Origin of the sequence: Gleimia hominis (assembly GCF_032085515.1) — a bacterium.
GTDB classification, from domain to species: Bacteria; Actinomycetota; Actinomycetes; order Actinomycetales; family Actinomycetaceae; genus Gleimia; species Gleimia hominis.
On sequence record NZ_JASXSX010000001.1, the window covers coordinates 1,050,370 to 1,076,687 of the forward strand.

Here is a 26,318-nt window from a genome sequence, read left to right on the forward strand (position 1 = left end):
TCTTCCTCGCGGTACCATCCGCGCCACGCGACACTCCGTCGCTACCATGCCGATCGCGCAATGCCCAGCAGCTCGGTGCTGCCCCAAAAAGTTAATCTCAAAACCCGGCGACCGGTCTTAACCAACCTCCATTGTAAAGGTAAAAACAGGGCTTGCCTATTCGCTACCACACAACGCGTTGGGCCACTTGCGAAGGAGCGGTTGCCTGTACCTCACGGGAGTGCGTTGGAGTAATCGTTCGCAAGCCGCCGTGGTGAGAAGCGGCGGGTTCGAAACATGCTTAATATGGAGGCAGTATGTGCTCATAAAACCAGGACGAAGGAGACGATTGTGAGCAACCCGCAAGAAACCACTTTTGCACGCATCCTCGGTGTGTCCGGCTACGGTGCACTCGCGGCGCAAGCCCGGTTAGCGAAAGACGCCGATCAAGCTCCCGAAACTTTTGAACACATTGCCATGGCCCGCATGTCCGCCCGCGCCTGGGACTCATTCACGGCAGTAGAACGCACTGCACAGAAATTAGACGTGGACCTCCCGGTACAAATCACTCCGTTCGAAGGCATGCTTGACGAACTAGATGCCCGCACGCGCCCCACTACCTGGTGGGAGCGGCTCACAAAAACCTATGTCGCGATCGGGATTTTCACCGACGCGTTGCGCGCTGCCGCGCAAGGCCTGGAACTACCAGAAGTGGCGGATGCCGTATCCGACTTCGGTCACGGCCAGTGGACCCGCGACCGGCTCGAACCGGTCACTAAAGACGATCCGCAGATGCAAGCCCGCCTCTCCTTGTGGACCAGGCGCGTGGGTGGGGAAGCGCTCGGGCTGGTGCGCGCTTTCTTGTTCACCGACGAGGGGGCAAGCGCGAAACTGGATCTCGATGAGGTGGTAGCGGATATATCAAAGGCCCACAAGGAACGCTTAGACGCGGTTCACTTGAAGGCCTAGATACGACTAGTCAAAACCCGATATTCACAACCTGAGTTTATTAAACCGGCCTCAGCTGACGGTGAAACCAACCGGGTTCGTCTTATCTTCGTCTAACAAGACGTAGCCAAGCTTGTCAGCTGGGATAATGACCTCCCGATCCTGCGTGTCCCGCAGCGTGAGCACCCCGGGCGTGCCGGTGGTGGCATCTTGTGCGAGCGCGGTGTTAACGCGTTCACGCAGGTCCTCGCTAGTAATATCGACACTTAACGAAATGTCGCGGGCAATCCCAGCGACCCCAATCGTGAGTTTCATAAAACACTCCTTACACTATTCGTAACCACCCTCAATGGTAGAGGGTTGAGTAGAAGAAGTCTGCCTGGCCCGTTCGAAAAAGATGGTTGAATAGGGATATGACAAGCCACACTTCGCTCCGCCACCCGAGTTACCACGTGGATCTGCATATTCCGCCTCGAGCCGTGCTGCCACCGTTGGATCCGCACCAAAAGCGGGCAGTCGAGTCGATACAGCAGTCAGATACGCACGCCCTTGTGCGTGGTTGCCCCGGTTCAGGGAAAACCCGGGTTGCGATTGAAATGGCAGTTAATTCGCATGAGGGAGGGCAAACCGTGCGGATGCTAGCTCCCGACCGGTCACGAGCCGACCTACTGCAACCCATTTTGGAGCCGCGCATAACCGGGGTGGTGCGCCCAGTGCGTACCCCCGTGTCGTTTGCCTACGACATTGTGAACGAGTACTGCGTGCACGCCGAGTTGGCGCCTCCACGGTTACTCACAGGCGCGCAACAAGACCAGTACCTGAAGGACCTCATTGAACAAGAAGCGGTGCAGTGGCCGGCCCTGATCACCGAGGAGGTGACGGCACTGCCCGTGTTCCGCATGCAGGTGCGGAACTTGATTGCGCGGGTAGAAGAATCGGGGCGCGATGGCGCGTGGTTAGCGCAGCTGGGGCAGCGGGTTGGCCGGGAAGTGTGGGTGAGTGTTGGGCAGCTGATGCAAGTCTGGGACGAACGCATCAGCAGGTCAGAAACCAACCCGCACCTGAGCGCGCCCGCACTGCAGCAAAGAGCCGCGCAGATACTGCGTGACAACCCCCCGAGCAGCTCCCTGAGCAGCGCCGGCTCGTTCGAATTACCGCAGCTGCTGGTAGTGGACGACTTACAGGACTGCACGGCAGCGACTCTGCAGCTACTGACCCAATGCGCCGAACTGGGAACCCGGATCGTCGCGTGCGCAGACGCGGACGTTGCAGTCGCCACCTACCGGGGTGGGGAACCACACTTAGACGGAAGGCTCGCCACCAGATTGCGGGCAGCTGAATACGAACTTGGCCCCACCCACCGCGGCGGGCAAGCCCTGCGCGCCGCAGTACAGGAAATCACCGCGCGAATCCCCACCACGGGCCCGCACGAGCGGCGCACGCAGGGAGCAGTGAATCCGCATGAGGACAACCAGAACCTCAACTTGGAAGTATTTGGATCTCCCACCCAAGAAATGTCCGCTCTGGTGGGCCGCGTCCACACCCTGCAGTACCGGGGGATGGCCCTGTCGGACATGGCGGTGATTGTGCGTGATAGCGCCGAGATCGCGCGCGTGCGGTCCGCCCTCATGGCTGCGGACGTTGAAACGACCATTCCGCGGCGGGCCATTAACTACGCAAAAACAAACGTGACCGCCACACTTTTGAACCTGCTGGTTGAACCGGAAAACCCGGACGACCTCATCACCACAACGGCCGCGAGCGCCCTGGTGAACATTGATGCCATCTTGCTGCGCCGCCTCATCGACGTGGTTGGGGTGAGTGCAGAAAAAACAGACCTAATAGACCTGGCGAAACAAGTGGACACGGCACTAGCAGGGGATACGGAACTAGCTGCGCGGATTAGTGCCCAGCACCTATTGGGAGTCGCGCATGACCTGCGCACCGCCTACCACTTGATCCAAGTGGGGCAAGAAAATGCGAACGCAGCTCCAACGGTGGCGCTGTGGAAACTGTGGGATGCCAGCCACGTGCAGAAACGCTGGCGCGAACGCGCCCTGGTTCGCACCGCAAGCTCGGTCGAATACGACGAGCGGTTAGACGCTGTGATTTCTCTGATGCGCAGCGCGGACGTGTGGTCGCAACGGAACCCAGCGGACACGGCCCGCGACTTCGCCCGAGCCCTGCTGGAAGAAAACCTTCCCACAGATACGCTGGCGCAACAGGCTCAGCGGCCCGCGGGGGTGAGTATCCTCACGCCCCAACAAGCGGTTGGCCGTGAATGGGACGCGGTGTTCATCGTAGGAGTGCAAGACGGTGCGTGGCCCAACTTGACGTTGCGGGACCGCATTACGTGCGCCGCGGACATCACCCAGCTGGCCGCCGGGCAGGTAGACGAAACCCAATTGCAGCGCCCCCTCCCATCGGCCCTCACGCGCCGCGCTATGCTCACCGACGAACTCCGCCTCATGGCTGCGGCGATGACGCGTGCGCGCCAGCAACTGTGGATTAGTGCGGCCCGCACCGAAGACACAACCGAGTCAGCATTCATCGACATTCTGGCCCCCCACATGGGAGCCAAAATAGAAGACATGAGGGTCGTCACCTCCCAGGTTGCCCCCGGGGTAGACACGCGTTCACTAATTGCCCGCTTGAGGTACTTGGTGAGCCAACCGGATGCACAACCCGGTTCGGCCGCTCAGCCAGCGACGGCGCCCGTGGCTGCCCAGCCTGCGACGGCGCCCGTGGCTGCCCAGCCTGCGGTCCGCGCCACTGGACCTGCTGAGACAGCTAGCGAAAGCGCGGCTGGAGGGCCCGAAGCGCCCGCCGTTTTGAACCCAGCGGCTAATGCTCGCCAGCGCACACTTGCGGCGCAGCTACTAGCGCTCGCGGCCAGTGAAGGTATCGATGCGGCGGATGCGCGCACTTGGATCGGGTCCGGTGGGATGAGTGTTGCGAAACCCCAGGAAACCAAACGGGAGGGCAAACCCTTCCTCTCTCCCTCGCAGGTGGAGACACTGCTGGAATGTCCCGCGAAGTGGTTCATGACGCGCCACGGCGGCGACTACTTTTCTACCGACGCGGCCCGCCTGGGGAACATGATTCACCAAATCGCGGAGGAACACCCCTACGGCACCGCGCAAGAACTGCTCGGCGCTCTCGATGAACTGTGGGATGAAAACTTTGGGCGCGAGAATGAACTCGACCAACAACTGCTAGAAAAAGCACAGGACATGGCTGCGAAACTCGGTGACTACTTCCAGGCGGACACTCACAGGCAAGTAGAAGTGGAAAAAGCAGTTACCGCGGACGTGGGACCAGCCATCATTAACGGGTACATCGACCGCGTAGAAACCAGCCGGGGTGCGACCACCATTGCGGACATCAAAACGGGTACCAAACTGCCTTCCAAAAAAGAACTACCAGATTTTTTGCAGCTTTTGTTGTACCAGTTGGTCCTAGCGCAATTAGAAGGCCCCGATGGGAAACCGTATGACGTGCAGGGCGCACGACTAATCGCGCTGACCCGAGCAGCTAGCGGACTTGTACTTCCCCAACCGTCAATTTTTGCGTCCGACGAAGACACTCAGCAGCGGTATAAAGCACTGCTGGAACAGTTAGAAACCGCGGCGGAACTAACGCGCGGCCCCCTGTTCTTACCTAAACCATCAAAAGATGCCTGCGACCATTGTGCAGTGAGGCAGATTTGCCCCGCGCAGACCGAAGGAATGAGGACCATAGAATGAACCACCCGCACATTCGTGCGCGCGAGATCGCGCAAGCACTGAACGACCAGCCGGGGGTTAAACAGATCCTGCTTTCCGACGAGCAAGAAAGCGTCGTTGAAGCCCCCCTCGCGCCCACCCTCGTGGTTGCCGGTGCGGGATCTGGGAAAACGGAAACCATGTCCCTGCGCGTGCTGTACCTGCTGTGCCAAGGAATGGACCCAGAACGCATCCTCGGGCTGACCTTCACCCGCAAAGCGGCGGGTGAGCTATCTGCGCGGCTGCGGCTAAGGATTGAGCAGCTTATCCGCACCGGGCTGATTACCCCTCAAACGGATACCGCCTGGTTTGCTGGCAGCCTAAACGTATCTACCTACAACGCGTTCGCATCGAACGTGGTTAAAGAATACGGTCTACTACTCGGCGTAGATCCGGGAGCGCAGTTAATTACGGACGCCTTGAAGTGGCAGATTATGGATGAGGTACTGAGCCACTACACGCAACAGCTGCCACGCTTGAGCCGCAATAGCCTCATAGAACTCGCATTAAAACTAAGTGATGCAATGGCTGAACACGCCGTTTCGGTGGCCGACATGCGCCAATACTGCGCGGCAACAATTGCCAGTATTGAAGAGGCACCCCCCTCAGGAAGAACTAAGAATCCGAACCCTTCATTCACGAAACCCTACCTAGAAACCGTGCGCAGACAAGTGCAACTACTGGGCTTGGTAGAGGAGTATCGGCGGCAAAAACGGGTGCGTCAGATGATCGATTTCTCCGACCAGATGTCGTACGCCAGGCAGATCGTTGAGCAGCATCCGCAAGTAGTTGACACCCTTCGGGGAGACTACGACGCAGTATTGTTGGATGAGTTCCAAGACACGTCGGTGGGGCAGCTGGAACTGCTGTCGCGGCTTTTCAAAGACAAACCAGTGATGGCAGTGGGGGACCCGAACCAAGCGATCTACGGGTTCCGCGGCGCATCCGCAGCATCACTCGAAACTTTCCTAGAATACTTCGACACCCGCGGTCAGGGCGTTCGCAGGTACATGACGTACGCGTGGCGCAACGACCCAAAGATTCTAGACCTCGCCAACACTATTTCTGGTGCAAATAAACAAACAGATGGGACGGTGAAGCCACTGCGCAGCCCCAAACCTGAGGGGGGTAACGTGCAGTACCTCTACACGCAGTGGCAGGAGGATGAATACGAACTAGTCGCGCAGATTATTGGCCAGTGGAAACGGGAAGACCCCACCGCAAGCATCGGCGTTCTCGGACGCAAATCAGGTTCGCTCGAGCCCATGTTGGAAGCGTGCCGAACACACCATATTCCCGCTGTCGTCACGGGCATGGGAGGGTTGCTAACCCAACCGGTGGTGGCGGATCTGCGGGCAGTGTTGAAACTAAGCGTGGACCCCACTCACGGGCCCTCGGCAATGCGGTTGCTGGCAAACCTGGACCTCGCCGCATCAGACCTGCGGGTACTGTACGAGTACGCGAAGCATCAGCGTAAGCGTCGGCGCGCACCGGAAGACTCGAGTCGCACCGAGTTCTTAGCGGACGCGATTGACTCGCCCCCACCGGCGGGTTGGCGTGCCCGCGGCGACGTGTTCTCTGAAGAAGCGAGTGAACGCGTCCTTGATTTAGCGCGGCGCCTAGAGCACGTGCGCGAACACATGGATCGGCCCTTACCGACCTTGGTTACGACTGCGCTGCACATTTTTGACCTCGATATTGCAATCAAATCTGACCCACTCACAAACGCGGGAATGCAAGCAGTGGACGCATTCGTGGACACGGTCAACGACTACGTGTCGCAGACCCAACAGGCGTCACTGCGCGCGTTCCTAGACTGGATTGACGTGGCTTTAGAGGCGGAACGGGGGCTTCCCGCTCCAAGTCCGACGGTGGACCCCACCACGGTGCAGATCATGACGGTACACCAAGCGAAAGGCCTGGAGTGGGACCGCGTAGTAGTGCTAGATCTGATGCACGGTTCCTTCCCGAGCGTTGACCAGGCGCACAACTACAAACTAGCCACACAAGCGCGGTTAGATAAGCACTTCCAGCTGAAGCCCCGGGCTCAGAAAGGGTGGATGTCTGACGCGGGGGAGTTACCGTTTGAACTGCGCATGGACCGCTGCAAACTAGATAACACGCCGATCCTGCCGCTCCTACCTGGGCTCGGGAGCTTGGACGTGCGCGAGCAAAAAGATGTAATCGAGCAGTACCAGTACGAGCTGGCAGAATATCTAGAACGTGAGGAGCGGCGCATCGCCTACGTGGCATTCACCCGCCCGCGCACCCACCTGCTCCTCGCGGGCGCATGGCGAAAAGCTGATGCTAAGAGCCTGCAGAACCCATCACTTTACCTAGTTGAAGCGCTGGCATCTGAAACCGCGAGCTCGTACCCGGACCTTTGCGACGACCTGCCCGCCGTAGTTATAGAACCCGACGAAGACGCAACGCAGCCGCCCAAACGCGCAAGCCACATGTTTCCGCGCAAACCCGGGCCCGCGCGCGAACTAATCACTGCGGGGGCCGAACGAACCCGCGAACAAGTGATGCGCGTGCACACCGGCGAACTATCGTTCAACAACCTGGACCTGGACCCATCCAATAAAGATGAGGCACAACTAGTCGCTCAAGTGCAAAGTGCAATCGCGCATCAGCGTGCCAAACAAAAACCAGCGGACCTCACGGTGGACCTATCGCGCCTGTCCGCAACCACCATGCCACAACTGCTGGAATCAACCACCGAGTTCGCACTGCAGTTGCGCCGGCCACTACCTCAAGAACCATCTGACAGTGCACAGTTGGGAACCGTGTTCCACGAGTGGGCAGCCCAGTGGGCGCACCTACCCGCGCCACTACCCGAAACCGCAGAAGGACTAATCCAAGACGACCCCGACACGGTAGGGGAGTTTGAAACGAACCCGGCTTTTGAAGCGCTCACCGAAAAACAACACGAGCAGCTGCGTGTCTACCAAGACCGCGCGATCGCACTATTTGGTGACCACCCCGGGTTTGAAGCCGTCGAAACCCCTTTCTCGGTACAGTTCGCAGCCCTAACTGTGCGCGGGCGGATAGATGCGCTGACCACCACCGCGGGTAAACCTCACGTGATCGACTGGAAAACCGGTGCGCCACCGACCCGCAAACGTCTTGGCCGCGCCGCCCAATACGCCACCCAGCTGGAAGTTTACCGGCACGCGGTAGCGCAAGAACGCGGTATCCCCACCGCCGACGTGTACGCAGAACTCGTGTTCCTAGGTGGAAAAACGAGCCTGCAAAACCGGCGAGTGAGCCTGGCGCAACTACTTGAACTACTGCCCGACTACGACTTCGAAAAACAGCTCGCGCAACTCAGTGAGCGCGAACGCGCTTAGAGCCTGCCCTAGCCTGCGGTGGATGTGCGTACTGCCCCACGAGTGTTTTTACTAAAATCCGCCTGCGGCTAATCCCGACCCAGCCGGCGCAGCACCTCGCGCAGGTCAACGGTTGGGGCATCGGGATCAATCTGAGAGGTGCCCTCGGCGGATGAGTCCAGCGTGTCATCTTCGCGTGGCTTCGGTTCGGGGGCCGCGACACGGTTCGCCTCAAAGCGCGCGGTCTGGCTTGGTTCGGGGTCCGCAACCGCTTCCTGTTCGGGCGGAGCAACTAGTTCCTGTTCGGACGGGGCAACCAGTTCCCGTTCGGCAGCCGCGTCCTTTGGTGATTCGGCGTCCATGGAGGACTGCGTGCCAGCGGTGGAGGCACCAGGATCCTCAGGCGAAAAAGCGGAATCATCTGCAACACTGCCATGCAATAGCGGTTCATCACCCACGTTAGCCGCCAGGTCTTCTAGCATCTGCACAGCATCCGCCACCACATCCGCATCGTCATTACGCTTCCCGTGCAACAACCACCGCAGCAACGCCATCTCCGAATGCAACACCGCGCGCGAAGCCAAATGCAGATCTGAATCATCTTTCCGAGCCGCATGATAAGCATCCATAAACGCCTGGCTCGCCTCCGGATTCGCACAAGTGGTAACCCACGCCAAATCCTGCGCCGGATCCCCCAACTGCGCGGACGCAAACGACTCCAACCCAACCACCGCCTCGTAGCTGGAAACGAAACACTCCGGCGCCAAATCCCCATGCACCGGCACGCAGCGGAACCGGAACATGGACACGTCCTCAAGAGCTTCCTCCCAGCGCGTATACAAGTTCGGTGGCAAAACCGTTGCCTGCACTGCCTCATCAAGCAGGGCCAGCATGCGTTCGCGACACTCAGCGGGGGAATACATCGGCATGCCTGTCGCTTCAATAACTTCACTGGGCAGATCATGCAACGCCGCCACCGCACGGCCCATGGAACTTGCAAGCGTGGGAGAGTTCTCCAACTCCTCCCACGTGGCGTGCGTCCCCGCCATCTGCTTGTAAATCATCACGGCAGGCCGGTTTCGCCGCGCCCGCGAATACGCCTGAGGAGCCGGAACACTAAACGGTACCCGTCCCACTTTGAACGCTTTGGCCAAAATCGCCAGGAGCATCACCTGCGCTTCAATATCCACCCCCGCCTGCTGCGTCAGTGGTGAACACACACTCCAGTGTGTCCCATTTGAATCTACGATCCCTTGGACCGCCATGGCTCCATCGTTGGATTGAGGTTCGCACAGGCTCACGACCGACAGGTCTGGAATGAGGGTGGTTGCGTGTGCAGCTAGCGTCAGAGGGGTCAGTGGTTTACTCACATAACTAATCTAGGGCAAAAAAGTTATCCACATGGCGGAAAACCCTTGTGTCGGCGTGGCGGTTATCCATTATTGTGGTTGTTGTCAACGTAGATATAACGCGGTGGAGCACGTATGTCGAGTATGACCTTGCAGCAACGCGGAGAGAAGATCCGCGCAATAGTGGCCGACAAGAACTTTGACCCCATAGTTGATTCAGCACGGTTGCGTCGTGTAATTGACGAGTCCTTCCAGATGGTTCCAGCTGCTTCCGCAGAGGAACGGGCAGCCCAAACCACGGCATTACTTGCCGACATCGGTGGGTACGGGGCGTTGCAAAGACTCCTGGACGACCCCCAGATTGAGGAGATCTACGTGAACTCCCCATCGAAAGTCTTCGTTGCCCGCGGCGGTGTGTCCGAACTGACTTCGATTATCCTGGGTGCCGACGAGGTTAAAGACCTGGTGGAACGTATGCTGCACCACTCGGGGAGGCGACTTGACCTGTCCGCACCGTTTGTCGACGCGATGCTTCCCGGTGGCGAGCGGTTGCACGTGGTGATCCCACCGGTGGCGGGCCGCGACTGGGCGTTGAATGTGCGCAAACACCTGCACCAGGAATTCAGCTTGTCGAAACTCGTGCAACTGGGATCCCTGCCCGCTGGTGCGGCGCGCATGCTCACCACCTTCATGGAAGCCGGGTTTTCGGCGGTTGTTTCGGGCGCAACCCAAGCGGGGAAAACCACGTTTTTGCGAGCTTTAGCCGGAGCGATCCCACCGCGGGAGCGAGTGATTACCTGCGAGGAAGTGTTCGAACTAAATATCCGCAACCGCGACTCGGTGGCCATGCAGACGCGAAGTGCAAATATTGAAGGGCGCGGCGAAGTGACGCTGCGGGATTTAGTTCGGGAGTCACTGCGGATGCGTCCGGACCGCATTGTGATCGGTGAGGTGCGGGGCGCCGAAGCATTCGACATGCTCCTCGCGCTAAACGCGGGTATACCCGGGTTGTCAACCGTGCATGCGAACAGTGCTTCCGAAGCATTGAGTAAACTGTGCCTCCTGCCCCTGCTGGCAGGTGAAAACGTAACTAGCAGCTTCGTGGTCCCAACTGTAGCCCGGTCTATCGATCTGATAATCCAGGTGAGCCGGGACAGTAATGGGCGCCGCCACGTAGAGGAAATCAGATACGTGTCTGGACGCAGTGAGGGCGCCTACATTGAATCCGATTGCCTGTGGCGTTGGGACGGCACCAAACTAGTTCCCACCGGCCGGGCTGTGGAGGACCCGCGGCTAGCGCGCGTATCCATGCGGGAGTCCGCATGAGTTTACTGTTTGGATCCGGCCTGGGAGTTGGGCTCGTGTTGATCATCGCGGCTGTGCGGCGCGACCCAATGCCCAGACCACCACAGGGACAGTGGCGCACGCGCATCCGCGAGCGTTTTCTGGATGCCCAGCTAGGCCACCGCGCACAGGTTCTGTTCTGGGGCGTGCAACTGGCGCTACCACTGGTTCTACTGCTGCTCGTCTATGCATTCACCCGCGCCTGGCCGGTTGCAGTAATGCTTGCGATCATGGTGGCGGCCCTACCGTGGCAGTGGGTGAAAACTCGTTCTAACCGCCGGCGCCGCCAGCTCGCCGCCGCCTGGCCCGATGTTGCCGACTCCTTACTTTCCGCGATCCTAGCGGGGGTTTCCCTGCCTCAGGCGGTTATTGAACTGGAACACCACGGGCCGGAAGTGACGCGCCCACTATTTGAAGAATTCGCGCGGATAATGCGGTCTACGGGCCGGTTCAGTCAGGCGCTGGACACCCTCGAAACAAGAGTTACAAACTCGCAGGCTAGACGCATGTTAGAAGGGATCCGGTTAGCACGCGAACTTGGGGGTTCGGAACTGGGGAACCTGCTTCGTGACCTGGCGGTAGTGATGCGTGAGGACGCGCGGGTTCGCGGTGAGATTGAGGCGCGTCAATCCTGGACTGTGAACGGGGCGCGCCTGGCGGTTGCGGCCCCATGGATTGTGCTGCTACTTATTTCTCTGCGCACGGACGCGGCAGCCGCTTATTCCACGCCTACGGGAATGAGTATTCTGGCTGCCGGTGGACTACTGTGCGTCTTCGCATACGCGGTTATGCGGCGGATCGCTTCGCTGGAGGAAGACGCGTGATTATCATACTTTCCGTACTGTTCACCGTGGGGGTGCTGAGTGTGTACTCGGCGCTCACCGCGCGTTCCCGCCTGCTTATTGAACGTGTCTTAGGAGGTCAGGCAAGTTCACGTCGCGTGCCCTTTGCGTTCATAAGGGTCAGTGGACTGTGGGCGGTATTTGGCTCCCCGGCTTCTTCGGTACAAGAACGGTTGGAACTCACGGGTGAAGAGATGACGGTGCAGCAGTTCCGGGTGCGGCAATTGATAGCCGCGGTGCTCGCCGCCGCAGTGGCCACCAGTCTGCTCGTAATTATTGCGGCGATGCGACCCGTTAGCGTCATCCAGTGGCTCATCCTCGTGTCCATCAGCTTTGTGGTTGGGGCCGCGTTGTACGACAAGTGGTTAACGTGGCGAGTGTCTGCGGTGGCACGCAAAGTTGGGCACCAGGTGGCGGATTCCGCAGACCTGCTGGCACTCGCGATTTCTGCGGGAGAGTCCATTCCGGGAGCGCTTTCGCGCGTCAGCCGTGCTTGCGGCCGCGAACTGCGCCTCCAACTGGAGCGCGCGCTTGAGGACATTGAAGGCGGCATGTCCGTCACCCGCGCCCTCGGTTCCTTGAGTTCGCGCACGAACTCACCGCAGTTATCACGTCTGCTAGACACACTCGTTATGGCTGCGGAACGGGGCGCACCCCTCGCACTCGTGTTACGGGAGCAAGCGCGGGACCTACGCGACGAGTCCCGCCGGGCCCTCATGGAATCGGGAGGACGTAAAGAAATCGCGATGCTAGTCCCAGTCGTCTTCTTAATCTTGCCGGTTGTTGTTCTGTTCGCGCTATACCCGGGGCTGGTCGCACTGAAGCTTTAAATGCCGCACTGCGTCAGCTGCGCGGTTCTAAGTAAATAAGGAAAGAGTAAAACCAAACCTCAAGAGAGTGGAGGAAACATGCAAGACACACCCATCGTCCACGCGCTCGCGCACACGCCCTCGTGGATTCTTGGGCAAGACGAATCAGAACGTGGGGACGTGCCCGGATGGGTTCTGGTCACTCTCATGACGGCGGGTCTCGTGACCGCAATCTGGGCGGTTGCCAGCCCCACCCTCGTGAACCTGTTCCAAGAGGCAATCTCGGGAGTTACAGGTCCGTGACCCCACCCCTGGCAGACAAGGAACGGGCCGGCGCTGAAGCGGGTTCGCAAGTTGTCTCTCACGTGCTCGTGCAAACCTTCGTGGTGCTGATCGTGTTGACAATCATGCAGATAGCGTTCGCAGTTCACGTGCGTAATATGTCGCTAGATGCAGCGTCTGAGGGGGCGCGGCGAGCTACGTTTGAGAACGCTACCGACAAAGACGCGATGGAACGGGCGCAAGCACTGCTGGATAAATCCGTGGGTGCAGACAGGGGTGCACGCGTAATTATCTCTCGGGCGGAAGAAGCGTACGGCACGAAGATTACGGTGCGGATCAGTGCGCGCCTGCCGGTGCTCGGACCGTTCGGGCCAGACCACATGCAGACGGTGGAAGCTAGTTCCTGGTTGAACCCGCGCGAACCCCCCGGTGGTAGACCGGGGAAGAAACCCCCGACCGCGACCGCGAGCACGCCATCGACCTCCCCGAGTTCAAATCCGGAGCCCCCTCACCCCAGCACAGACACACCAACCGAGCAGGACCCGCCCGGTACTGAGCGTGGCAGTGGCACTGATGGGGGTGGCCGATGAATACGCAGGGGGCAAGTGGGACCGCCGAAAGTGGTGAGGCGACGATCGAGTTCATTGGTTTAGCGTTAGTGCTGCTCATCCCGGTCGTATACCTGGTGTTCACGATCGGCACTGTTCAAAGCACGTCCTTAGCGGTGGAAGCGGCGAGCCGGGAATCCGCGCGGATACTGTCCGAAGACCCCACGAACTACGAGTACGCGGACCGGCAAGTGGCACAGATTTTCTCCGACTACGGGGTGTCCGCACCTTCGGAAGTGAATGCAAGATGCGAACCCGCCTCGTGCACCGGGCAGGCGCGCATCCACGTTACTGTAAACGCGGTAGTTTCCTTACCACTCGTACCCGACCGGTGGGTGGGGTCAGTTCCGATCCGCGTGCATTCCAACCGCTACGCCCCAGTGAAACACGCGCGCTTGCACGCAGAACCCTGATTTGCGCGGTTGGACGACTAATGCGATTGGACACCGAATGCGATTGGAATCCCAGATGAATGCCAAACCGGAAGATGGCCAGGAGGGCCGCATCAGCCTCATGGTGATAGTGCTGGCAGCAATACTGGTGGCACTCGCATTAACTCTCGCGGCGATTTCAACAGTGCACCTGCAGCGGCGCGGCCTGTACACGTGCGCCGACGTACTATCGCAAAACGTGGTTCTCACCATGGAGGCCGATAAGTACTTTGACGGCTACCAAGACCTCACGATCACATCCCAAGTAGCACACCAAGAAGCGCAAACCCTCCTGGAAAAACTTGGTGATACAACATGCGATGTGGGGCAATCCCCACGTGTAGTGCGGGTGGATGTGGAACCCGATGCCGTCACCGTGTACCTAGAAACGAACGCGCGGTTCAAGATTCTGCCACGCAGCCTGCAAGCTGTAACACAAGCTGTGCGTTTGCGCGTTGCGTCTACCGCTCACGCCTATTAGTCCTCTAGGGTGGAGGGGTGAATATCGATTTTCCCACTGAAATCAGCAGCCTGAGGGACACGCTGGGCAACATCATTGCCGTCACGCACCCCGACGAGTTGAAAGAACGCATCCGCGACCTTTCACAGCAAGCAGGTGACCCAGCCCTGTGGGACGATCAAGAAAACGCGCAGCGAGTCACGTCCCAACTGTCCTACGCACAAGCGAAACTGAAACGTCTCGAATCCATGGAAGAACGCGTGGACGACCTCGAAGCCATGGTGGAACTAGCGGGCGAAGCTGCGGACGAGGAACGCGGCAGCCTCCTGGACAGTGCGGCGCAGGACCTGAAGAAAATTCAAACTGATCTCGCGGACCTAGAAATTAAAACGCTCCTGTCGGGAGACTACGACGAACGCTCCGCAGTGGTCACAATCCGCGCTGGAGTTGGTGGGGTAGACGCTGCGGATTTTGCGCAAATGCTGCTGCGCATGTACCTGCGTTGGGCAGAACACAACAATTACTCCACAAAAGTGTTAGACACCTCGTACGCAGAAGAAGCCGGGTTAAAGTCAGCAACGTTCGAAGTGAACGCCCCCTACGCTTACGGAACCCTCTCGGTTGAAGCGGGGACGCACCGGCTCGTGCGTTTGAGTCCGTTCGACAACCAGGGGCGGCGACAAACCTCGTTCGCAGCCGTTGAAGTCATCCCCCTCATCGAAACTACCGACCACATCGAAATCCCGGAATCCGACTTGAAAGTGGACGTGTTCCGCTCTTCCGGCCCGGGTGGCCAGTCAGTGAACACCACGGACTCTGCGGTGCGGATGACCCACATTCCAACCGGGATAGTGGTGTCGATGCAAAACGAGAAAAGTCAGATCCAAAACCGGGCGGCTGCGCTGCGGGTCCTCCAGTCGCGACTGCTGCAAAAACGCCACGAAGAAGAAATGGCGCAAAAACGAGCGTTAGCGGGGGATGTGAAAGCGTCGTGGGGCGACCAGATGCGTTCGTACGTGCTGCACCCCTACCAGATGGTGAAGGACCTGCGGACCGGTTGGGAAGATGGGAACACTTCTGCTGTGTTCGACGGGCAGATTGACGACTTCATCAACGCCGGTATTCGGTGGCGTAAAGACCAACAGGGCAACGAGTAGGAAAACATGATTCGATTCGATCAAGTTACCAAAATATATCAGCGCGGAGCCATCCCGGCGCTCAGTGACATATCACTGGAAATTGAACGCGGCGAGTTCGTGTTCTTGGTAGGTAAATCCGGTTCCGGCAAGTCCACATTCTTGCAGCTAGTTATTCGTGAGGAAAAAGCTACCAGCGGCGACGTGTGGGTGCTGGGTCAAAACGTGGGTAAACTTTCGCGCTGGCACGTGCCGAAAATGCGTCAGCAGATCGGCATGGTGTTCCAAGACTTCAAACTATTAGAGAACAAAACCGTGTACGAAAACGTGGCGTTCGCAATGCAGGTGCTGGGGAAACCGAAACACCAGATCCAAATCCAGGTGCCAGAAACACTGGAGCTCGTGGGGCTTTCTGGGAAAGAAAAACGGATGCACTACGAACTGTCCGGGGGTGAGGAGCAGCGTGTCGCGATCGCGCGCGCTATGGTGAACCGGCCGCAGTTGCTGCTGGCAGACGAACCGACCGGGAACTTGGACCCGGAAACGTCGCTGGGGATCATGCGTTTGCTCACGCGGATTAACCGAACGGGAACCACAGTGGTGATGGCCACGCACGATGCGGATATTGTTGACCAGATGCGTAAACGCGTGATTGAGCTGGATGAAGGCCACGTGATTCGTGACCAAAAGGGCGGCGTTTACGGGACACAGGGGTAGGTATGCGAGGACGTTATATTCTTTCTGAAGTTGGTAAAGGCCTGTCGCGCAACAAGGCGATGGCAGTGTCAGTGGTGATTGTGACGTTCGTGTCCCTGTTCTTTGTGGGGGTTGCGGCGTTGGCGCAGATGCAAGTGTCGATGATGAAGTCGCAGTGGTACGACAAGATTGAGGTGTCGATCTACATGTGTGCCAAGAAGGACCTGATGGCCACATGTAACCAGGCGGAGGCGACGCAGGAGCAGATTGACGCTGTCGATAAGAAACTGAAGTCACCGGCGATGTCCGCGTACGTGAAGAGCGTGCATTTTGAGACGAAGGAGGAGGCGTATGAGAACTTCCAGAAGATCGCGCCTCAAAATCCGATTGTGCGGTGGACTAAACCGGATTCCCTGCAGGCCGCATTCCGTGTGAAACTGGTGGATCCGCAGCAGTACCGGTTTATTGAGGAGGAGTTCGCTGGGACCCCGGGGATTTCGGAAATTAAGGACCAGCGCGACGTGGTGGAACCCCTGTTTGACGTGGTGGATCGGGCGAAAATGCTGTCATTGGGCCTGGCGGGCGTGATGATTGTCGCGGCGGTGTTGCTGATTACCACAACGATTCGCCTATCCGCGATTTCGCGGGAGAAAGAAACGACGATTATGCGGTATGTCGGGGCGTCTACGCTGACGATTCAGTTGCCATTTATGATTGAGGGGGCGCTCGCGGCGCTTACCGGCGCGGTGCTGGCAGTGGGAGCACTGTGGGGTGGTTTGCACATGCTGGTGGATAATTGGTTGGCGCCTTCGATGATGTGGACTAACTTCGTGGGCGTTAAACATCTGCTGATTGTGGCGCCACTGTTGGTGTTAGCAGCGATCTTGTTGGCAGCGATTGCTTCCATGGTGTCGTTGGCGCGTTACACCAAGGTTTAGGGGGCGTTTCGCGTAGGGTTTAACTGGTATCTACGGTTTTTAACTGTTGCCTGTGGCGCCTTGCGTAGTGAGGGTCCGGTTAAGGCACTGAGTGTTAGGAAGTAGTATGAGGTTTCGGGCTGGCTCGATTGCCGCAGCTGTGACGGCGGGGCTTTGTGCGCTGTCACTGACCGGTGGGTTAGCGTTCGCGGATCGTGACGACGAGGTGAGTAAGCGCGACAGTGCGGCGGCGAAATCGCAGGAGTTGGCGAACCAGTTGAACGGTTTGGATGCGAACTTGGCGAAGCTGTATGCGAATCTGCAGCACGTGCGCAACCAGCTGCCGGGGGCCCGCACCCAGGTGACGCAGGCGAAGTCTAAACTGGCAGCAGCGCAGCGCGAGCACGAGGCAGCGGTGAACCAGTTGGAGGTGTCGCAGGCGCAGCTCGATAAGCTCAATGAGCAAGCCCAGGCTAGGCAGGATGAGTCGGATCAGAGTGCGGATGCGATCGCAGATTTAGCGCGTGAGTACTACCGGTCAGCAGGGGAAGTGTCTTCTCCGCTCGTGTTGGCACTCAGCGCTGAGTCTACGGCGGATATTTCTAGCCGGGCGGCAGCAGCGCAGACGATGACGCGTTCGCAGTCGAGCGTGCTGGAAGCGGCTCAGGGGGAGTTGGCGGCGATTAAGAACCGGATGAGTCGCCAAAAAACCCTCACGAATCGGGTGAAGAAACTCGAGCAGAAGGCGGCGCAGGCACGGGGAGCGGCGGACAGTGCCGCTAAGAGTGCGGACGCGAAGTTGAAGACACTGCGCGACTTAGAGTCGGAAGAAAAGTCGAATGCGAAGAAGGCTGAGCAGAGTAAGTCGCAGGTAGCCAAGCAGCTGCAGGAGCAGAAGGCAGCGCGGGATGCGGCGCAGGCGAAGATTAATCAGATTGATGAGCAGAACCGGCGGGCGAAAGCACAGTTCGCGCAGGCTTCTGCACCGACCACTGGTTCTGGTGGAGCAGTGGCCACTTCGTCTGCGTTCGGTTACCCGTTGCCCAGTGTTTACCCGATTACCTCGCCATTTGGTGGCAGGTACCACCCCGTGTTGGGAATGTGGATTGTTCACGAGGGAACTGACCTGGGGGCCCCGTGTGGCACGAATGCGATTGCGACGGCTAATGGGCAGGTCACCGACGTTTCTTACAACGGTATTTCTGGTAACTACGTGACGGTTAACTACGGGCTGATTGGCGGGAAGTCTTACCAGGCGATGTACATGCACTTACAGCGGCAAGTAGTGTCGGTGGGACAGCGGGTGTCGCGCGGTGACACCCTGGGATACGTGGGTTCCACTGGACGTTCCACGGGCTGCCACCTACACTACGAGTTCATTGTGAATGGGCAAAGTGTTGATGGGAGCCAGTACTTCTAGCTCGAACCGACGCATGAGCCCCGGCAGCCCCACCCGCGGAGGCCACAGCGCGCGTGCTACAGACCGGTAGGTTTCGTAGCGGGCCGCGGCGTAGTTGGGGTTTGGTTGGTATTTTGGCTGCTAGAGCAGTTTGAGGCCTGGTTTGCACGATTGAGGGGAATGACGATGCCGAAGGAATGGAAGAAGCAAACGGCGGCGCAGAAGGCGAAGGAAGCGTCGGATGCGAAGAAAGTGATTGCCCGCAACCGCCGGGCTACGCACGACTATTTTATTGAGGACCGGTTAGAGGCCGGATTGTCACTCACGGGTACGGAAGTGAAGGCGTTGCGGATGGGCCGGGCGTCGTTAGCGGAAGCGTGGGTGGAGATTTACGACGGCGAGGTGTGGCTGCACCAGGCGAATATCCCGGAGTACTTGGCGGGGACGTGGACGAATCACGCGCCCACGCGCAAGCGCAAACTGCTGCTGCATAAAGAAGAGATCGCGAAGTGGGGGCAGCGCAGCGCCGCGAAGGGGTACACGATTGTGCCGCTGGAGTTGTATTTTGTGCGCGGGATCGCGAAAGTACAGATCGGGCTTGCGAAGGGTAAGCAGGAGTGGGATAAGCGCCAGGCACTGCGCGAGGCGCAGGATAAACGGGAGGCTCAGCGGGAGATACAGCGCTTCGCAAAAGGCCACCGGTAGGCGGTCGCCACAGTTAGACGGTAGGCAGTCGCTACAGTTAGGCGGTACGCGGTCGCCACAGTTAGGGTCTGCACCTGCTTAGTTGAACGCACTGTACTAGTGTGAAAAGTATGAAAGCAGCAGTAGTTAAAGCAGTTGGGCCTGCATCTAATATTGTAACTGGGGATGTTCCCGTGCCGGTTTTACAGGCCGGGCAGGTGCTCGTGCGCTTCATTGCATCCGAAGTTAATCACGTGGACCTGTTTGTGCGTTCCGGGGCATATCGCACCCCATTGCCTACGCCGTTCACAATTGGACGTGATTTGGTCGGGCAGGTGGAGCAGTCCGAAGATTCCGCGTTCGCTCCCGGTGACTTGGTGTGGACGAATTCTTTGGGGTACGCGGGTCGTAACGGCGCGTATTCACAGTTTGTTTGCGTGGATGCCAACCGTTTGTATCCATTGCCTGAGGGGGTGGAGCCGCGCGATGCCGCAGTGGTGCTCCACGGTGGTCTGACTGCGTATTTAGGTTTGTTCCGTGAGGGCGGTCTGACGCGGGGGCAAACCGTGGTGATTGGTGGTGGCTCCGGTGCGGTGGGCAGCGCGGCGATTCAGATGGCGAGCCGCGCTGGTGCCCGCGTGATCGCTACCGCGTCCGCTCGTAACCACGGGTACTGCCGCGAGCTAGGTGCGGACACGGTGGTGGATTACCACGATGAAAACTGGGTGCAGCAGGTCCGCACGGCAGCTAGTGAGGGCGTGGATATTTGGTGGCAAACAGCCTCGGCCCTAGACGCTTCGGAGGCGCTTGAACTGATGAACCACGGGGGCAAACTCTTGCTGACCGCCGGGATGCAGGACGCGCTTCAGGTACCGGTTGGGGGTTTGTACACGCGTGACTGTTCTATTCGCGGTTTCGCCGCGTCGAACGCTTCGGTTTCGGATTTGCGCGCAGCTGCTGAGCACATTAACGCTGGTTTAGCTGCCCACGAGTTGCGCGGACGCGTCGCTTTGAGCTTGCCACTTGATCGGGCTCGGGAGGCTCACGAGGCGTTGGAATCTGGTTCCGTTAGAGACGGGCGGATCCTCATGATAAGTTTTCAGGAGGGATAACGGTGACTCAACTGCATATACGCAGGGCATACGAAAAAGCGCAGAAAGCCGATGGGGCGCGGGTTCTGGTGGACCGTTTGTGGCCGCGCGGTGTGGCGAAAGCGGATGCGCAGATCGATAAGTGGTTTAAAGAGGTCGCGCCGTCTTCGCAGCTGCGTAAATGGTACGGGCACGACCCAGATAAGTTCGAGGAGTTCAAATCTCGATACGAACAGGAACTGCAAGACGAGCAGCACGCTGAGCAGTGGCAGGAGTTGCAGAAACTAACTCACACCCGCAACGTCACACTAGTCACGGCAACGAAAGATGTGGAGATTTCCGCTGCCCAGGTGCTGCACGACCTGCTTAAGAGCAGTTAGCTTCTGCTAGTTTCCAGGTGCGCGGAAGGCACGCAGGTAGTGGCGCACTACGTTGGTGGTTGCTTTGCGCGACTCGGCTCCGCGCTTGTGCGATTTCGCGAAGTGGTCAGAATCTACCCAAGCCTGGTATGATTCCTCATCTTTCCAGTGGGTGATTACGAGCCAGCGGTCGTCCTGCGGGTCGGTGGGTTGAGCGAGGTCGAACCCTTCAAAACCCTCCGCTTCTGCGAGTCCTTTGGAGTTGGCTTCGAACCCGGCGATAACTTGTTCTGCACGTTCAACTGGAATATGTAATTCATTCGTAACGATAATACTCATGAGTCTACCGTATCGCGATAAACTCAGACTGTCTTGCAAAAAACAAACCTGTGTAGAGAGGACACGATCATGTTGCTAGCGTTTTCAATCGCGCCGCAGTCCACTGATGATCCCGATGGGTCGGTAGCTAAAGCTGTGGCTGCTGCGATTAAGGTGGTGCGCGAATCAGGTTTACCGCACGAAACCACTTCCATGTTCACCACTCTTGAGGGGGAGTGGGATGAGATCATGGCGGTCGTAAAGCAATGCGTGGACGAGCTCAATAAACACACTAACCGCATCTCCCTGGTGATGAAGGCAGATATTCGCCCGGGTTATGAGGGGCAGTTGAGCGCGAAAGTGGAACGCGTTAACGCACTTATTGGTGAGGACAAGTAGTTGTTGCTCAACTGTTGATTAAGACCTCAGGGGTACGCAGCCACGTGGGGACCCCAAGAAAAGCAAACCAGTATATAAGCCTGAGCACGCCCGGGAAGGCATAAAAAAGATGCTGGTTTGGATTGTGTCCAAACCAGCATCTAGTTGGTGGAGGCGACGGGAATTGAACCCGTGTCCAACGTTGAAACCCGATGTCTTCTCCGGGCGCAGTCTGCGAAGAGAATTTCTCAGCCAACACTTAACGCGCAGACACGCGAAGGGCTGGCTCAGTTAACTAAGTGTCGGTCGCTACCGGTTAACGCGATAGAAACCCAGTGGCCTTGCAAACGACGCCAGGATCCGGGCTCAAGGCAGCACCCGGGCTGACGGACTTGCTCGCTAGCTTAGGCTGCGAGTGCGAAGTCGGTGCGGTTATGTTCAGCACCTATTGTTTGAATACGTGGTTAACGAGGTCAGTAAACATCCTCGGCCCGCTTCATACCGATCAATCAACGCTGTCGAAACCGATCGCCCCCTATGCAATTCGCAATTGCGCAAACAGAACTGCTGACGCATCTTCAATGTGCTATTGACACATCGTCAACGTGCCACCGGCGCATCTTCAACGTGTTTGTAAACAAGAGTGCCGAAAAATTCGGCGAAACCTGCTTAACACGCGTGCCTGCCTAGCACTTGAGTGTAGTGCGCTCTGAATGCGGTCTTTTAGTATATGCGCACGGCGGCGTAAAGGCAATCCCTAAACGGGTTCTAAATGGTTGGTTGCGAAGAGGAAGCGGTGAATGGCATAACTTGGCGTTGGTGCTACTGTGGCGTTGCGGCGGTAGTTTCGTAAAGTGATAGCAGCGAAGGCTAAAACAGTGTAAAGTGTGCGTGTGATGCGTGCCACTGAAGATTCTAATGAAAGCCAGTTCAACGAGGGCCACTCAACGGCCGACGCCTACCAAAAAGAACTCTTAGGTGGGCGCCCATCACTGACCGCTCACGACCTCGCCACCGAAACAGAAACGCCTTTGTCCCGCGTTAAAGCGTACTGGGTTGCGATGGGGTTTGAACCTCCAGAACCGGATCATGTTCAATTCACCCCCGAGGACCTACGGGCCTATCAGAGGTGGACGGACCTCATCGAATCAGGCAAAATCGACCTCCCCACCGGCCTGTCGTTGGTGCGCGCGCAATCTCACATTACCGACCGGTTAACCCTATGGCAGTCAGAAGCGCTGATCGCAGACGTGGCGCGGCGCCACACCCTCGACGACACCACTGCCCGCCTAATGGTAATGGACAAATTCCGCGAGTTTTTCGAGTTCTTTGAAGATGAACTAATCTACTCGTGGCGCCGCCAACTCAACTCCCTCATACACCGGCTAGATCAAGAAGTGGGGCACCGGGGAATGGAACACGAACGCGACCACTTCCCACTAATCCGCACACTCGGATTTGTAGACATGGTTTCTTACACGTCCAACTCCGTGAAACTGCCCAGTCAAGACCTCGTGGGCTTAATCGACAAGTTCGAAACCGTGTGCCGCATGGCAATCCCATCAGCGGGAGGAAGGCTCGTGAAAACTATTGGCGACGCCGCGTTCTACATCGCAGACGACCTGCACACCGGTCTGAACGTAGTTACAAACCTGGTGGAAGAAATCAACTCTTCAGGGCAACTCCTGCCGGTGCGGGCCTCCGTGGTGCAAGGGTCCGTGTTCTCCAGATCCGGAGACGTGTTCGGACCATCCGTTAACCTCGCGTCTCGACTAGTAGATGTTGCCCCAGTGGGGCAGATATTAACGGACGCAACCACCGCCTCCCACATCGCGAACGGCGAAGCGGGGCAACAGTACGAAGTGCAAGCGGCAAAAGAAGCGGACTTACGCGGAGTAGGGCGCGTAGTACCTTTTCTAGTGACAACCAAGACGAGTGACAAGTGGGAAGAGATGGAACCAAACGAGAACTAATTGAGACCACGGACACGTCACGCCAAACAATAAAATAATGGTAAAGTGCAATTTGAGATTGGGTTTTTCCCTACAGAACTGACGACATTGAAGAACCGTCCACCATTAGTTGGGGAACACAAAGTTAGGAAACACCGTGACTACAGTACTTTTGGTAGAGGATGATACCGCCATTGCAGAACCGCTCACGCGTGCACTTTCACGCGAAGGCTACGAGGTGCGCGCGCACGAAACTGGGGGAGCAGCACTCAAAGAAGCAGCTCGCAGCGACCTCATCGTGCTGGACCTGGGATTACCAGACATGGACGGACTCGATGTGGCACGCCAGGTACGAGCCGAAGGGTTGAGCACACCGATTCTGATTCTAACGGCCCGCGCAGACGAGGTAGACATGGTTGTCGGCCTCGACGCCGGGGCCGATGACTACGTGACAAAACCGTTCCGCTTGGCAGAACTGCTGGCCCGCGTGCGCGCACTGCTGCGCCGCGCCTCCGGAGAAGACCACGAAGGGGACTTGATCGCCCAGGACGTGCGGGTAGATGTGAACGCACACCGCGCCTTCTTAGGGGACGAAGAACTGCAGCTTACCGTGAAGGAATTCGAACTGCTCCGCGTCCTAGTGCGAGAAGCTGGCAACGTGGTGGGGCGCGAAACACTGATGCGGGAAGTGTGGGGATCGGACCCAACTGGATCCACTAAAACTTTGGACATGCACGTTTCTTGGTTGCGCCGCAAACTGGGTGACGACGCTATGCGTCCGCGTTACATCTCAACGGTTCGCGGCATGGGGTTCCGGTTCGAAAAATAGCAAGCTCCCGGCTTCAGTTCGACTAGTAGTAGGTTAATTTGCGTTCACGCACCATAAAAATGATCGCCACGGCTGTGACCGTGGCGGTCCTCATCCTCGGGATTCCCGCGATCGTGGTTTCTTCTATGCTCGTGTGGAACTCAGAAGAAAACGTGGTGCAGATGCGAACGCAGACAATCGGGAACGCGATTGAACGTCGCATCACCGAAGGGCAACCGTTGGTTCGCAACATTGATGACTTGTGGGCGCGCAGCTCCGGGTCGGATGTGGCAACGATGATCCGGATCTACGCTCCTGGACACGACCCCATTGTGATCGGAAAAGAAGTCGTGGGCCCAAGGTTGCGGGGGATGACGGTAACTACCTCCGGTGCCACAGTGCGCATCGAGCAGTCCGCGAAAACGGTGGGCTGGCGCATCTTCCGCGTGTGTCTAGCGTACGTGGGGGGCATAGTCGTTTCCCTAGCCGCCGGCTGGTGGTTAGCCTTACGCGGCTCCCGGCAGATTTCCGCTCCGCTAATTTACCTCGCTGCGCAAGCCGAGCAGATTGGTGCGGGCCAGGTGCGTGCCCGGGTGCGTCCTTCTGGGATTGAGGAGATTGACCTGGTCCAAGAAGAACTGGCGCGCACCGGAGAGCGCATGGCTGGGCGCCTTGCTGCGGAACGGCAGTTCGCTTCCAACGCGTCACACCAGTTACGCACGCCCCTCACGGCGCTTTCCATGCGGCTGGAAGAAATCGAACTCACCACTGACGACGACCACGTGCGAACGGAAGCGCACGCGTGTTTGGAGCAGGTGGATCGGCTCACGCAAGTCGTTAGTGATCTGCTTGCGCAAACGAAACAAGCGGGGGCTAATACCGAAGCAGTACACGTGCTAGAAGTGTTCAACCAGCAGCGCGAAGAGTGGGAGTCTGCGTTCGAAGCGCAGGGCCGCGAACTCGTGTTCAAAGATGAAGCAGCGCAGCCCGTGCTGGCGGATCCGTCGATCTTGTCACAAGCCCTCGCGACCCTCATTGAAAACTCACTGAATTACGGGGATGGGACCACCCGGGTGGTGTGCCGCCCCGGGACGAGCAGCCGCAGCGTCTTCCTGGTGGTGTCCGATGAGGGCGAAGGAGTGGGCGAGGACCTGCAGCAGCGGATCTTTGAAAAAGGTGTGTCCGGCCACGGTTCCACCGGGATCGGCCTGCCTCTCGCGCGTTCACTCGTGCAAAGTGCTGGTGGGCGGTTGGAACTCACAGATGCGGCCACCGCGGAGTTCACGATTTCACTCGCCGCCATGCCCGCATCCCTCGACCCCGATGTAGTTATGCCCCAAGGTCCGCTCGTGTCAGTGGGAAGACGCTCCCGGCGCCTGTGATTGCTTAGCATTGGTCCCGGAACGGTGAAACCAAAAAGGGTAAGCTGGAGCACATGAGCATTATGGTTGTAGGAGGCGCCGGTTATATCGGTGCGCACGTCGTGCGGCTGCTGCAAGAACGCGGTGACACGGTCGTGGTAGTTGATGATCTTTCTTACGGTAAGGCCGATCGGATCGGTAATTCGGAGCTAATTGAACTCGATGTTTCCACCGACCCTGCGTGCGACATCCTGGAAGATGCGATGAAGAAGCACGAGGTCAGTGCCGTTATCCACTTCGCGGCTCGCAAGCAGGTGGGTGAATCCGTGCAGCGCCCCAACTGGTATTACCAGCAGAACGTGGGTGGGCTAGCGAACCTCATGACAGCAATGGAACGAGCCGGCGTTAAGCAACTAATCTTCTCTTCCTCAGCAGCCGTTTACGGGATGCCTCCCGTTGAGGTAGTTAAAGAGGACGAACAGTGCCATCCCATCAACCCGTATGGGGAAACAAAACTCGTGGGCGAATGGATGATGGCGAACAGTGCACGCGCGTGGGGACTGCGGTGGACAGCGCTGCGGTACTTTAACGCTGCGGGCTGTGGTTGGCCAGACTTAGAGGACCCCGCTACCCTCAACTTAATTCCAATCTTGCTGTCGAGGTTAGAGCAGGGCAAGAACCCGGTGATTTTCGGAACTGACTATGACACACCTGACGGCACGTGCATCCGCGATTACATCCACGTCACCGACCTGGCGAAAGCCCATATTGACGCGTTAGACGCGTTGGAATCCGGTGGGGAGCAGACCCACAACGTTTACAACGTCGGAACGGGCAAAGGCACATCCGTTAAGGAAATCATTGACGAACTGCGCCGCGTGTCAAACCTGGAACTGGAAGTGGAAGAAGCGCCGCGGCGGGCTGGCGATCCACCTCGCCTAATCGCTGACACCACGCGCATTACCACGGACCTGGGATTCAAGGCGACGCACAGTGTTCACGACATAGTTCGGTCCGCCTGGGACGCGTGGAAGGCGCGCCAATAGGTAACTGCAGCTTAGGTAACCGCTC

The 26,318-nt window shown here is 58.2% G+C and carries 25 protein-coding genes and 1 other RNA gene; 22 read left to right on the forward strand and 4 right to left on the reverse strand.

The annotated features are described in order from the left end of the window. Positions 1–330 precede the first annotated feature (330 nt). Positions 331–948 carry a ferritin-like fold-containing protein gene (locus QS713_RS04400; RefSeq protein ID WP_313272732.1) on the forward strand — a complete coding sequence of 206 codons (618 nt, stop codon included), beginning with the start codon at positions 331–333 and terminating at the stop codon, positions 946–948. 51 nt (positions 949–999) lie between these two features. Here the strand turns inward: QS713_RS04400 and QS713_RS04405 are convergent, their stop codons facing one another. Further along, positions 1,000–1,242 (reverse strand): DUF3107 domain-containing protein, encoded by a 243-nt coding sequence (locus tag QS713_RS04405; RefSeq protein ID WP_313272733.1) that lies wholly within the window; start codon positions 1,240–1,242, stop codon positions 1,000–1,002. Positions 1,243–1,340: 98 nt separating this feature from the next. On the opposite strand from QS713_RS04405, the gene QS713_RS04410 reads away from it, so the two are divergent. Then, positions 1,341–4,673: a PD-(D/E)XK nuclease family protein gene (locus QS713_RS04410; RefSeq protein WP_313272734.1), complete on the forward strand. Its 3,333-nt coding sequence runs from the start codon at positions 1,341–1,343 to the stop codon at positions 4,671–4,673. Next, positions 4,670–8,044, forward strand: coding sequence for an ATP-dependent helicase (locus tag QS713_RS04415; protein ID WP_313272735.1), 3,375 nt, complete (start codon positions 4,670–4,672; stop codon positions 8,042–8,044). The genes QS713_RS04410 and QS713_RS04415 overlap by 4 nt, the downstream gene beginning before the upstream one ends. Positions 8,045–8,112: 68 nt before the next feature. On the opposite strand, the gene QS713_RS04420 is transcribed toward QS713_RS04415, so the two are convergent. After that, on the reverse strand, positions 8,113–9,393 hold the full coding sequence (locus QS713_RS04420; protein ID WP_313272737.1) for a phosphotransferase: 1,281 nt from the start codon (positions 9,391–9,393) through the stop codon (positions 8,113–8,115). A 114-nt stretch (positions 9,394–9,507) separates the two neighbouring features. On the opposite strand from QS713_RS04420, the gene QS713_RS04425 reads away from it, so the two are divergent. The 14 genes from QS713_RS04425 (at position 9,508) to QS713_RS04490 (ending at position 20,451) form a co-directional block, all read left to right on the forward strand. Continuing rightward, on the forward strand, positions 9,508–10,698 hold the full coding sequence (locus tag QS713_RS04425) for a TadA family conjugal transfer-associated ATPase (RefSeq protein WP_313272738.1): 1,191 nt from the start codon (positions 9,508–9,510) through the stop codon (positions 10,696–10,698). Then, on the forward strand, positions 10,695–11,540 hold the full coding sequence (locus QS713_RS04430) for a type II secretion system F family protein (protein WP_313272740.1): 846 nt from the start codon (positions 10,695–10,697) through the stop codon (positions 11,538–11,540). Before QS713_RS04425 ends, QS713_RS04430 begins: the two co-directional genes overlap by 4 nt. Next, positions 11,537–12,388, forward strand: coding sequence for a type II secretion system F family protein (locus QS713_RS04435; protein ID WP_313272742.1), 852 nt, complete (start codon positions 11,537–11,539; stop codon positions 12,386–12,388). Before QS713_RS04430 ends, QS713_RS04435 begins: the two co-directional genes overlap by 4 nt. A 78-nt stretch (positions 12,389–12,466) precedes the next feature. After that, positions 12,467–12,670: a hypothetical protein gene (locus tag QS713_RS04440; RefSeq protein WP_102216083.1), complete on the forward strand. Its 204-nt coding sequence runs from the start codon at positions 12,467–12,469 to the stop codon at positions 12,668–12,670. Next, positions 12,667–13,239, forward strand: a complete 573-nt coding sequence (locus QS713_RS04445) for a TadE family protein (protein WP_313272747.1) — start codon at positions 12,667–12,669, stop codon at positions 13,237–13,239. The genes QS713_RS04440 and QS713_RS04445 overlap by 4 nt, the downstream gene beginning before the upstream one ends. Beyond that, entirely contained in the window at positions 13,236–13,670 is a 435-nt protein-coding gene (locus QS713_RS04450; protein WP_313272749.1) for a 1-hydroxy-2-methyl-2-(E)-butenyl 4-diphosphate synthase, read from the forward strand. Before QS713_RS04445 ends, QS713_RS04450 begins: the two co-directional genes overlap by 4 nt. 37 nt (positions 13,671–13,707) lie before the next feature. After that, a complete protein-coding gene (locus tag QS713_RS04455) occupies positions 13,708–14,169 on the forward strand; it encodes a hypothetical protein (RefSeq protein WP_313272752.1) in 462 nt (153 codons plus the stop codon). 17 nt (positions 14,170–14,186) lie between these two features. Beyond that, positions 14,187–15,305 (forward strand): peptide chain release factor 2, encoded by a 1,119-nt coding sequence (gene prfB / locus QS713_RS04460; RefSeq protein ID WP_313272754.1) that lies wholly within the window; start codon positions 14,187–14,189, stop codon positions 15,303–15,305. A 6-nt stretch (positions 15,306–15,311) separates the two neighbouring features. Next, complete coding sequence (gene ftsE, locus QS713_RS04465; protein WP_102216079.1) at positions 15,312–16,001, forward strand: cell division ATP-binding protein FtsE; 690 nt, start codon at positions 15,312–15,314, stop codon at positions 15,999–16,001. 2 nt (positions 16,002–16,003) lie between these two features. Next, positions 16,004–16,918: a permease-like cell division protein FtsX gene (ftsX, locus tag QS713_RS04470; protein ID WP_102216078.1), complete on the forward strand. Its 915-nt coding sequence runs from the start codon at positions 16,004–16,006 to the stop codon at positions 16,916–16,918. Positions 16,919–17,024: 106 nt separating this feature from the next. Further along, positions 17,025–18,317 carry a M23 family metallopeptidase gene (locus tag QS713_RS04475; protein WP_313272758.1) on the forward strand — a complete coding sequence of 431 codons (1,293 nt, stop codon included), beginning with the start codon at positions 17,025–17,027 and terminating at the stop codon, positions 18,315–18,317. Positions 18,318–18,482: 165 nt separating this feature from the next. Continuing rightward, positions 18,483–19,001, forward strand: a complete 519-nt coding sequence (smpB, locus tag QS713_RS04480; RefSeq protein WP_102216566.1) for an SsrA-binding protein SmpB — start codon at positions 18,483–18,485, stop codon at positions 18,999–19,001. Between the two features lie 110 nt (positions 19,002–19,111). Further along, the gene (locus tag QS713_RS04485) at positions 19,112–20,092 is read left to right on the forward strand and encodes an NADPH:quinone reductase (protein ID WP_313272761.1); all 981 of its coding nucleotides are present in this window, start codon (positions 19,112–19,114) and stop codon (positions 20,090–20,092) included. A gap of 2 nt (positions 20,093–20,094) precedes the next feature. After that, entirely contained in the window at positions 20,095–20,451 is a 357-nt protein-coding gene (locus QS713_RS04490; RefSeq protein WP_313272763.1) for a DUF488 domain-containing protein, read from the forward strand. A 6-nt stretch (positions 20,452–20,457) separates the two neighbouring features. Here the strand turns inward: QS713_RS04490 and QS713_RS04495 are convergent, their stop codons facing one another. Further along, complete coding sequence (locus QS713_RS04495) at positions 20,458–20,769, reverse strand: antibiotic biosynthesis monooxygenase family protein (protein WP_313272765.1); 312 nt, start codon at positions 20,767–20,769, stop codon at positions 20,458–20,460. A gap of 69 nt (positions 20,770–20,838) precedes the next feature. Between QS713_RS04495 and QS713_RS04500 the strand changes: the two genes are divergently transcribed. After that, positions 20,839–21,147 (forward strand): thiamine-binding protein, encoded by a 309-nt coding sequence (locus tag QS713_RS04500; protein WP_102216073.1) that lies wholly within the window; start codon positions 20,839–20,841, stop codon positions 21,145–21,147. Between the two features lie 145 nt (positions 21,148–21,292). On the opposite strand, the gene ssrA is transcribed toward QS713_RS04500, so the two are convergent. After that, positions 21,293–21,662, reverse strand: a transfer-messenger RNA (tmRNA) gene (ssrA, locus tag QS713_RS04505). A gap of 360 nt (positions 21,663–22,022) precedes the next feature. Here ssrA and QS713_RS04510 point away from each other — a divergent pair. The 4 genes from QS713_RS04510 to galE all read left to right on the forward strand — a co-directional run bounded on the left by QS713_RS04510 (position 22,023) and on the right by galE (position 26,293). Further along, on the forward strand, positions 22,023–23,099 hold the full coding sequence (locus QS713_RS04510; protein WP_313272768.1) for an adenylate/guanylate cyclase domain-containing protein: 1,077 nt from the start codon (positions 22,023–22,025) through the stop codon (positions 23,097–23,099). Between the two features lie 136 nt (positions 23,100–23,235). After that, positions 23,236–23,907 carry a response regulator transcription factor gene (locus QS713_RS04515; RefSeq protein WP_102216565.1) on the forward strand — a complete coding sequence of 224 codons (672 nt, stop codon included), beginning with the start codon at positions 23,236–23,238 and terminating at the stop codon, positions 23,905–23,907. A 38-nt stretch (positions 23,908–23,945) separates the two neighbouring features. Beyond that, complete coding sequence (locus QS713_RS04520; RefSeq protein WP_313272771.1) at positions 23,946–25,268, forward strand: sensor histidine kinase; 1,323 nt, start codon at positions 23,946–23,948, stop codon at positions 25,266–25,268. A 53-nt stretch (positions 25,269–25,321) separates the two neighbouring features. Continuing rightward, on the forward strand, positions 25,322–26,293 hold the full coding sequence (gene galE, locus QS713_RS04525; protein ID WP_313272774.1) for a UDP-glucose 4-epimerase GalE: 972 nt from the start codon (positions 25,322–25,324) through the stop codon (positions 26,291–26,293). The last annotated feature ends 25 nt before the right edge of the window (positions 26,294–26,318 follow it).

Coding starts and splice junctions, on each gene's coding strand:
- QS713_RS04405 (WP_313272733.1), bottom strand. CDS start 1,242: ATGAAACTCACGATTGGGGTCGCTGGGATTGCCCGCGACATTTCGTTA.
- ftsE (WP_102216079.1), top strand. CDS start 15,312: ATGATTCGATTCGATCAAGTTACCAAAATATATCAGCGCGGAGCCATC.
- galE (WP_313272774.1), top strand. CDS start 25,322: ATGAGCATTATGGTTGTAGGAGGCGCCGGTTATATCGGTGCGCACGTC.
- QS713_RS04500 (WP_102216073.1), top strand. CDS start 20,839: ATGTTGCTAGCGTTTTCAATCGCGCCGCAGTCCACTGATGATCCCGAT.
- QS713_RS04425 (WP_313272738.1), top strand. CDS start 9,508: ATGTCGAGTATGACCTTGCAGCAACGCGGAGAGAAGATCCGCGCAATA.
- QS713_RS04450 (WP_313272749.1), top strand. CDS start 13,236: ATGAATACGCAGGGGGCAAGTGGGACCGCCGAAAGTGGTGAGGCGACG.
- QS713_RS04440 (WP_102216083.1), top strand. CDS start 12,467: ATGCAAGACACACCCATCGTCCACGCGCTCGCGCACACGCCCTCGTGG.
- smpB (WP_102216566.1), top strand. CDS start 18,483: ATGCCGAAGGAATGGAAGAAGCAAACGGCGGCGCAGAAGGCGAAGGAA.
- ftsX (WP_102216078.1), top strand. CDS start 16,004: ATGCGAGGACGTTATATTCTTTCTGAAGTTGGTAAAGGCCTGTCGCGC.
- QS713_RS04410 (WP_313272734.1), top strand. CDS start 1,341: ATGACAAGCCACACTTCGCTCCGCCACCCGAGTTACCACGTGGATCTG.
- QS713_RS04485 (WP_313272761.1), top strand. CDS start 19,112: ATGAAAGCAGCAGTAGTTAAAGCAGTTGGGCCTGCATCTAATATTGTA.
- QS713_RS04430 (WP_313272740.1), top strand. CDS start 10,695: ATGAGTTTACTGTTTGGATCCGGCCTGGGAGTTGGGCTCGTGTTGATC.
- QS713_RS04455 (WP_313272752.1), top strand. CDS start 13,708: ATGCGATTGGAATCCCAGATGAATGCCAAACCGGAAGATGGCCAGGAG.
- QS713_RS04415 (WP_313272735.1), top strand. CDS start 4,670: ATGAACCACCCGCACATTCGTGCGCGCGAGATCGCGCAAGCACTGAAC.
- QS713_RS04475 (WP_313272758.1), top strand. CDS start 17,025: ATGAGGTTTCGGGCTGGCTCGATTGCCGCAGCTGTGACGGCGGGGCTT.
- QS713_RS04495 (WP_313272765.1), bottom strand. CDS start 20,769: ATGAGTATTATCGTTACGAATGAATTACATATTCCAGTTGAACGTGCA.
- QS713_RS04510 (WP_313272768.1), top strand. CDS start 22,023: ATGCGTGCCACTGAAGATTCTAATGAAAGCCAGTTCAACGAGGGCCAC.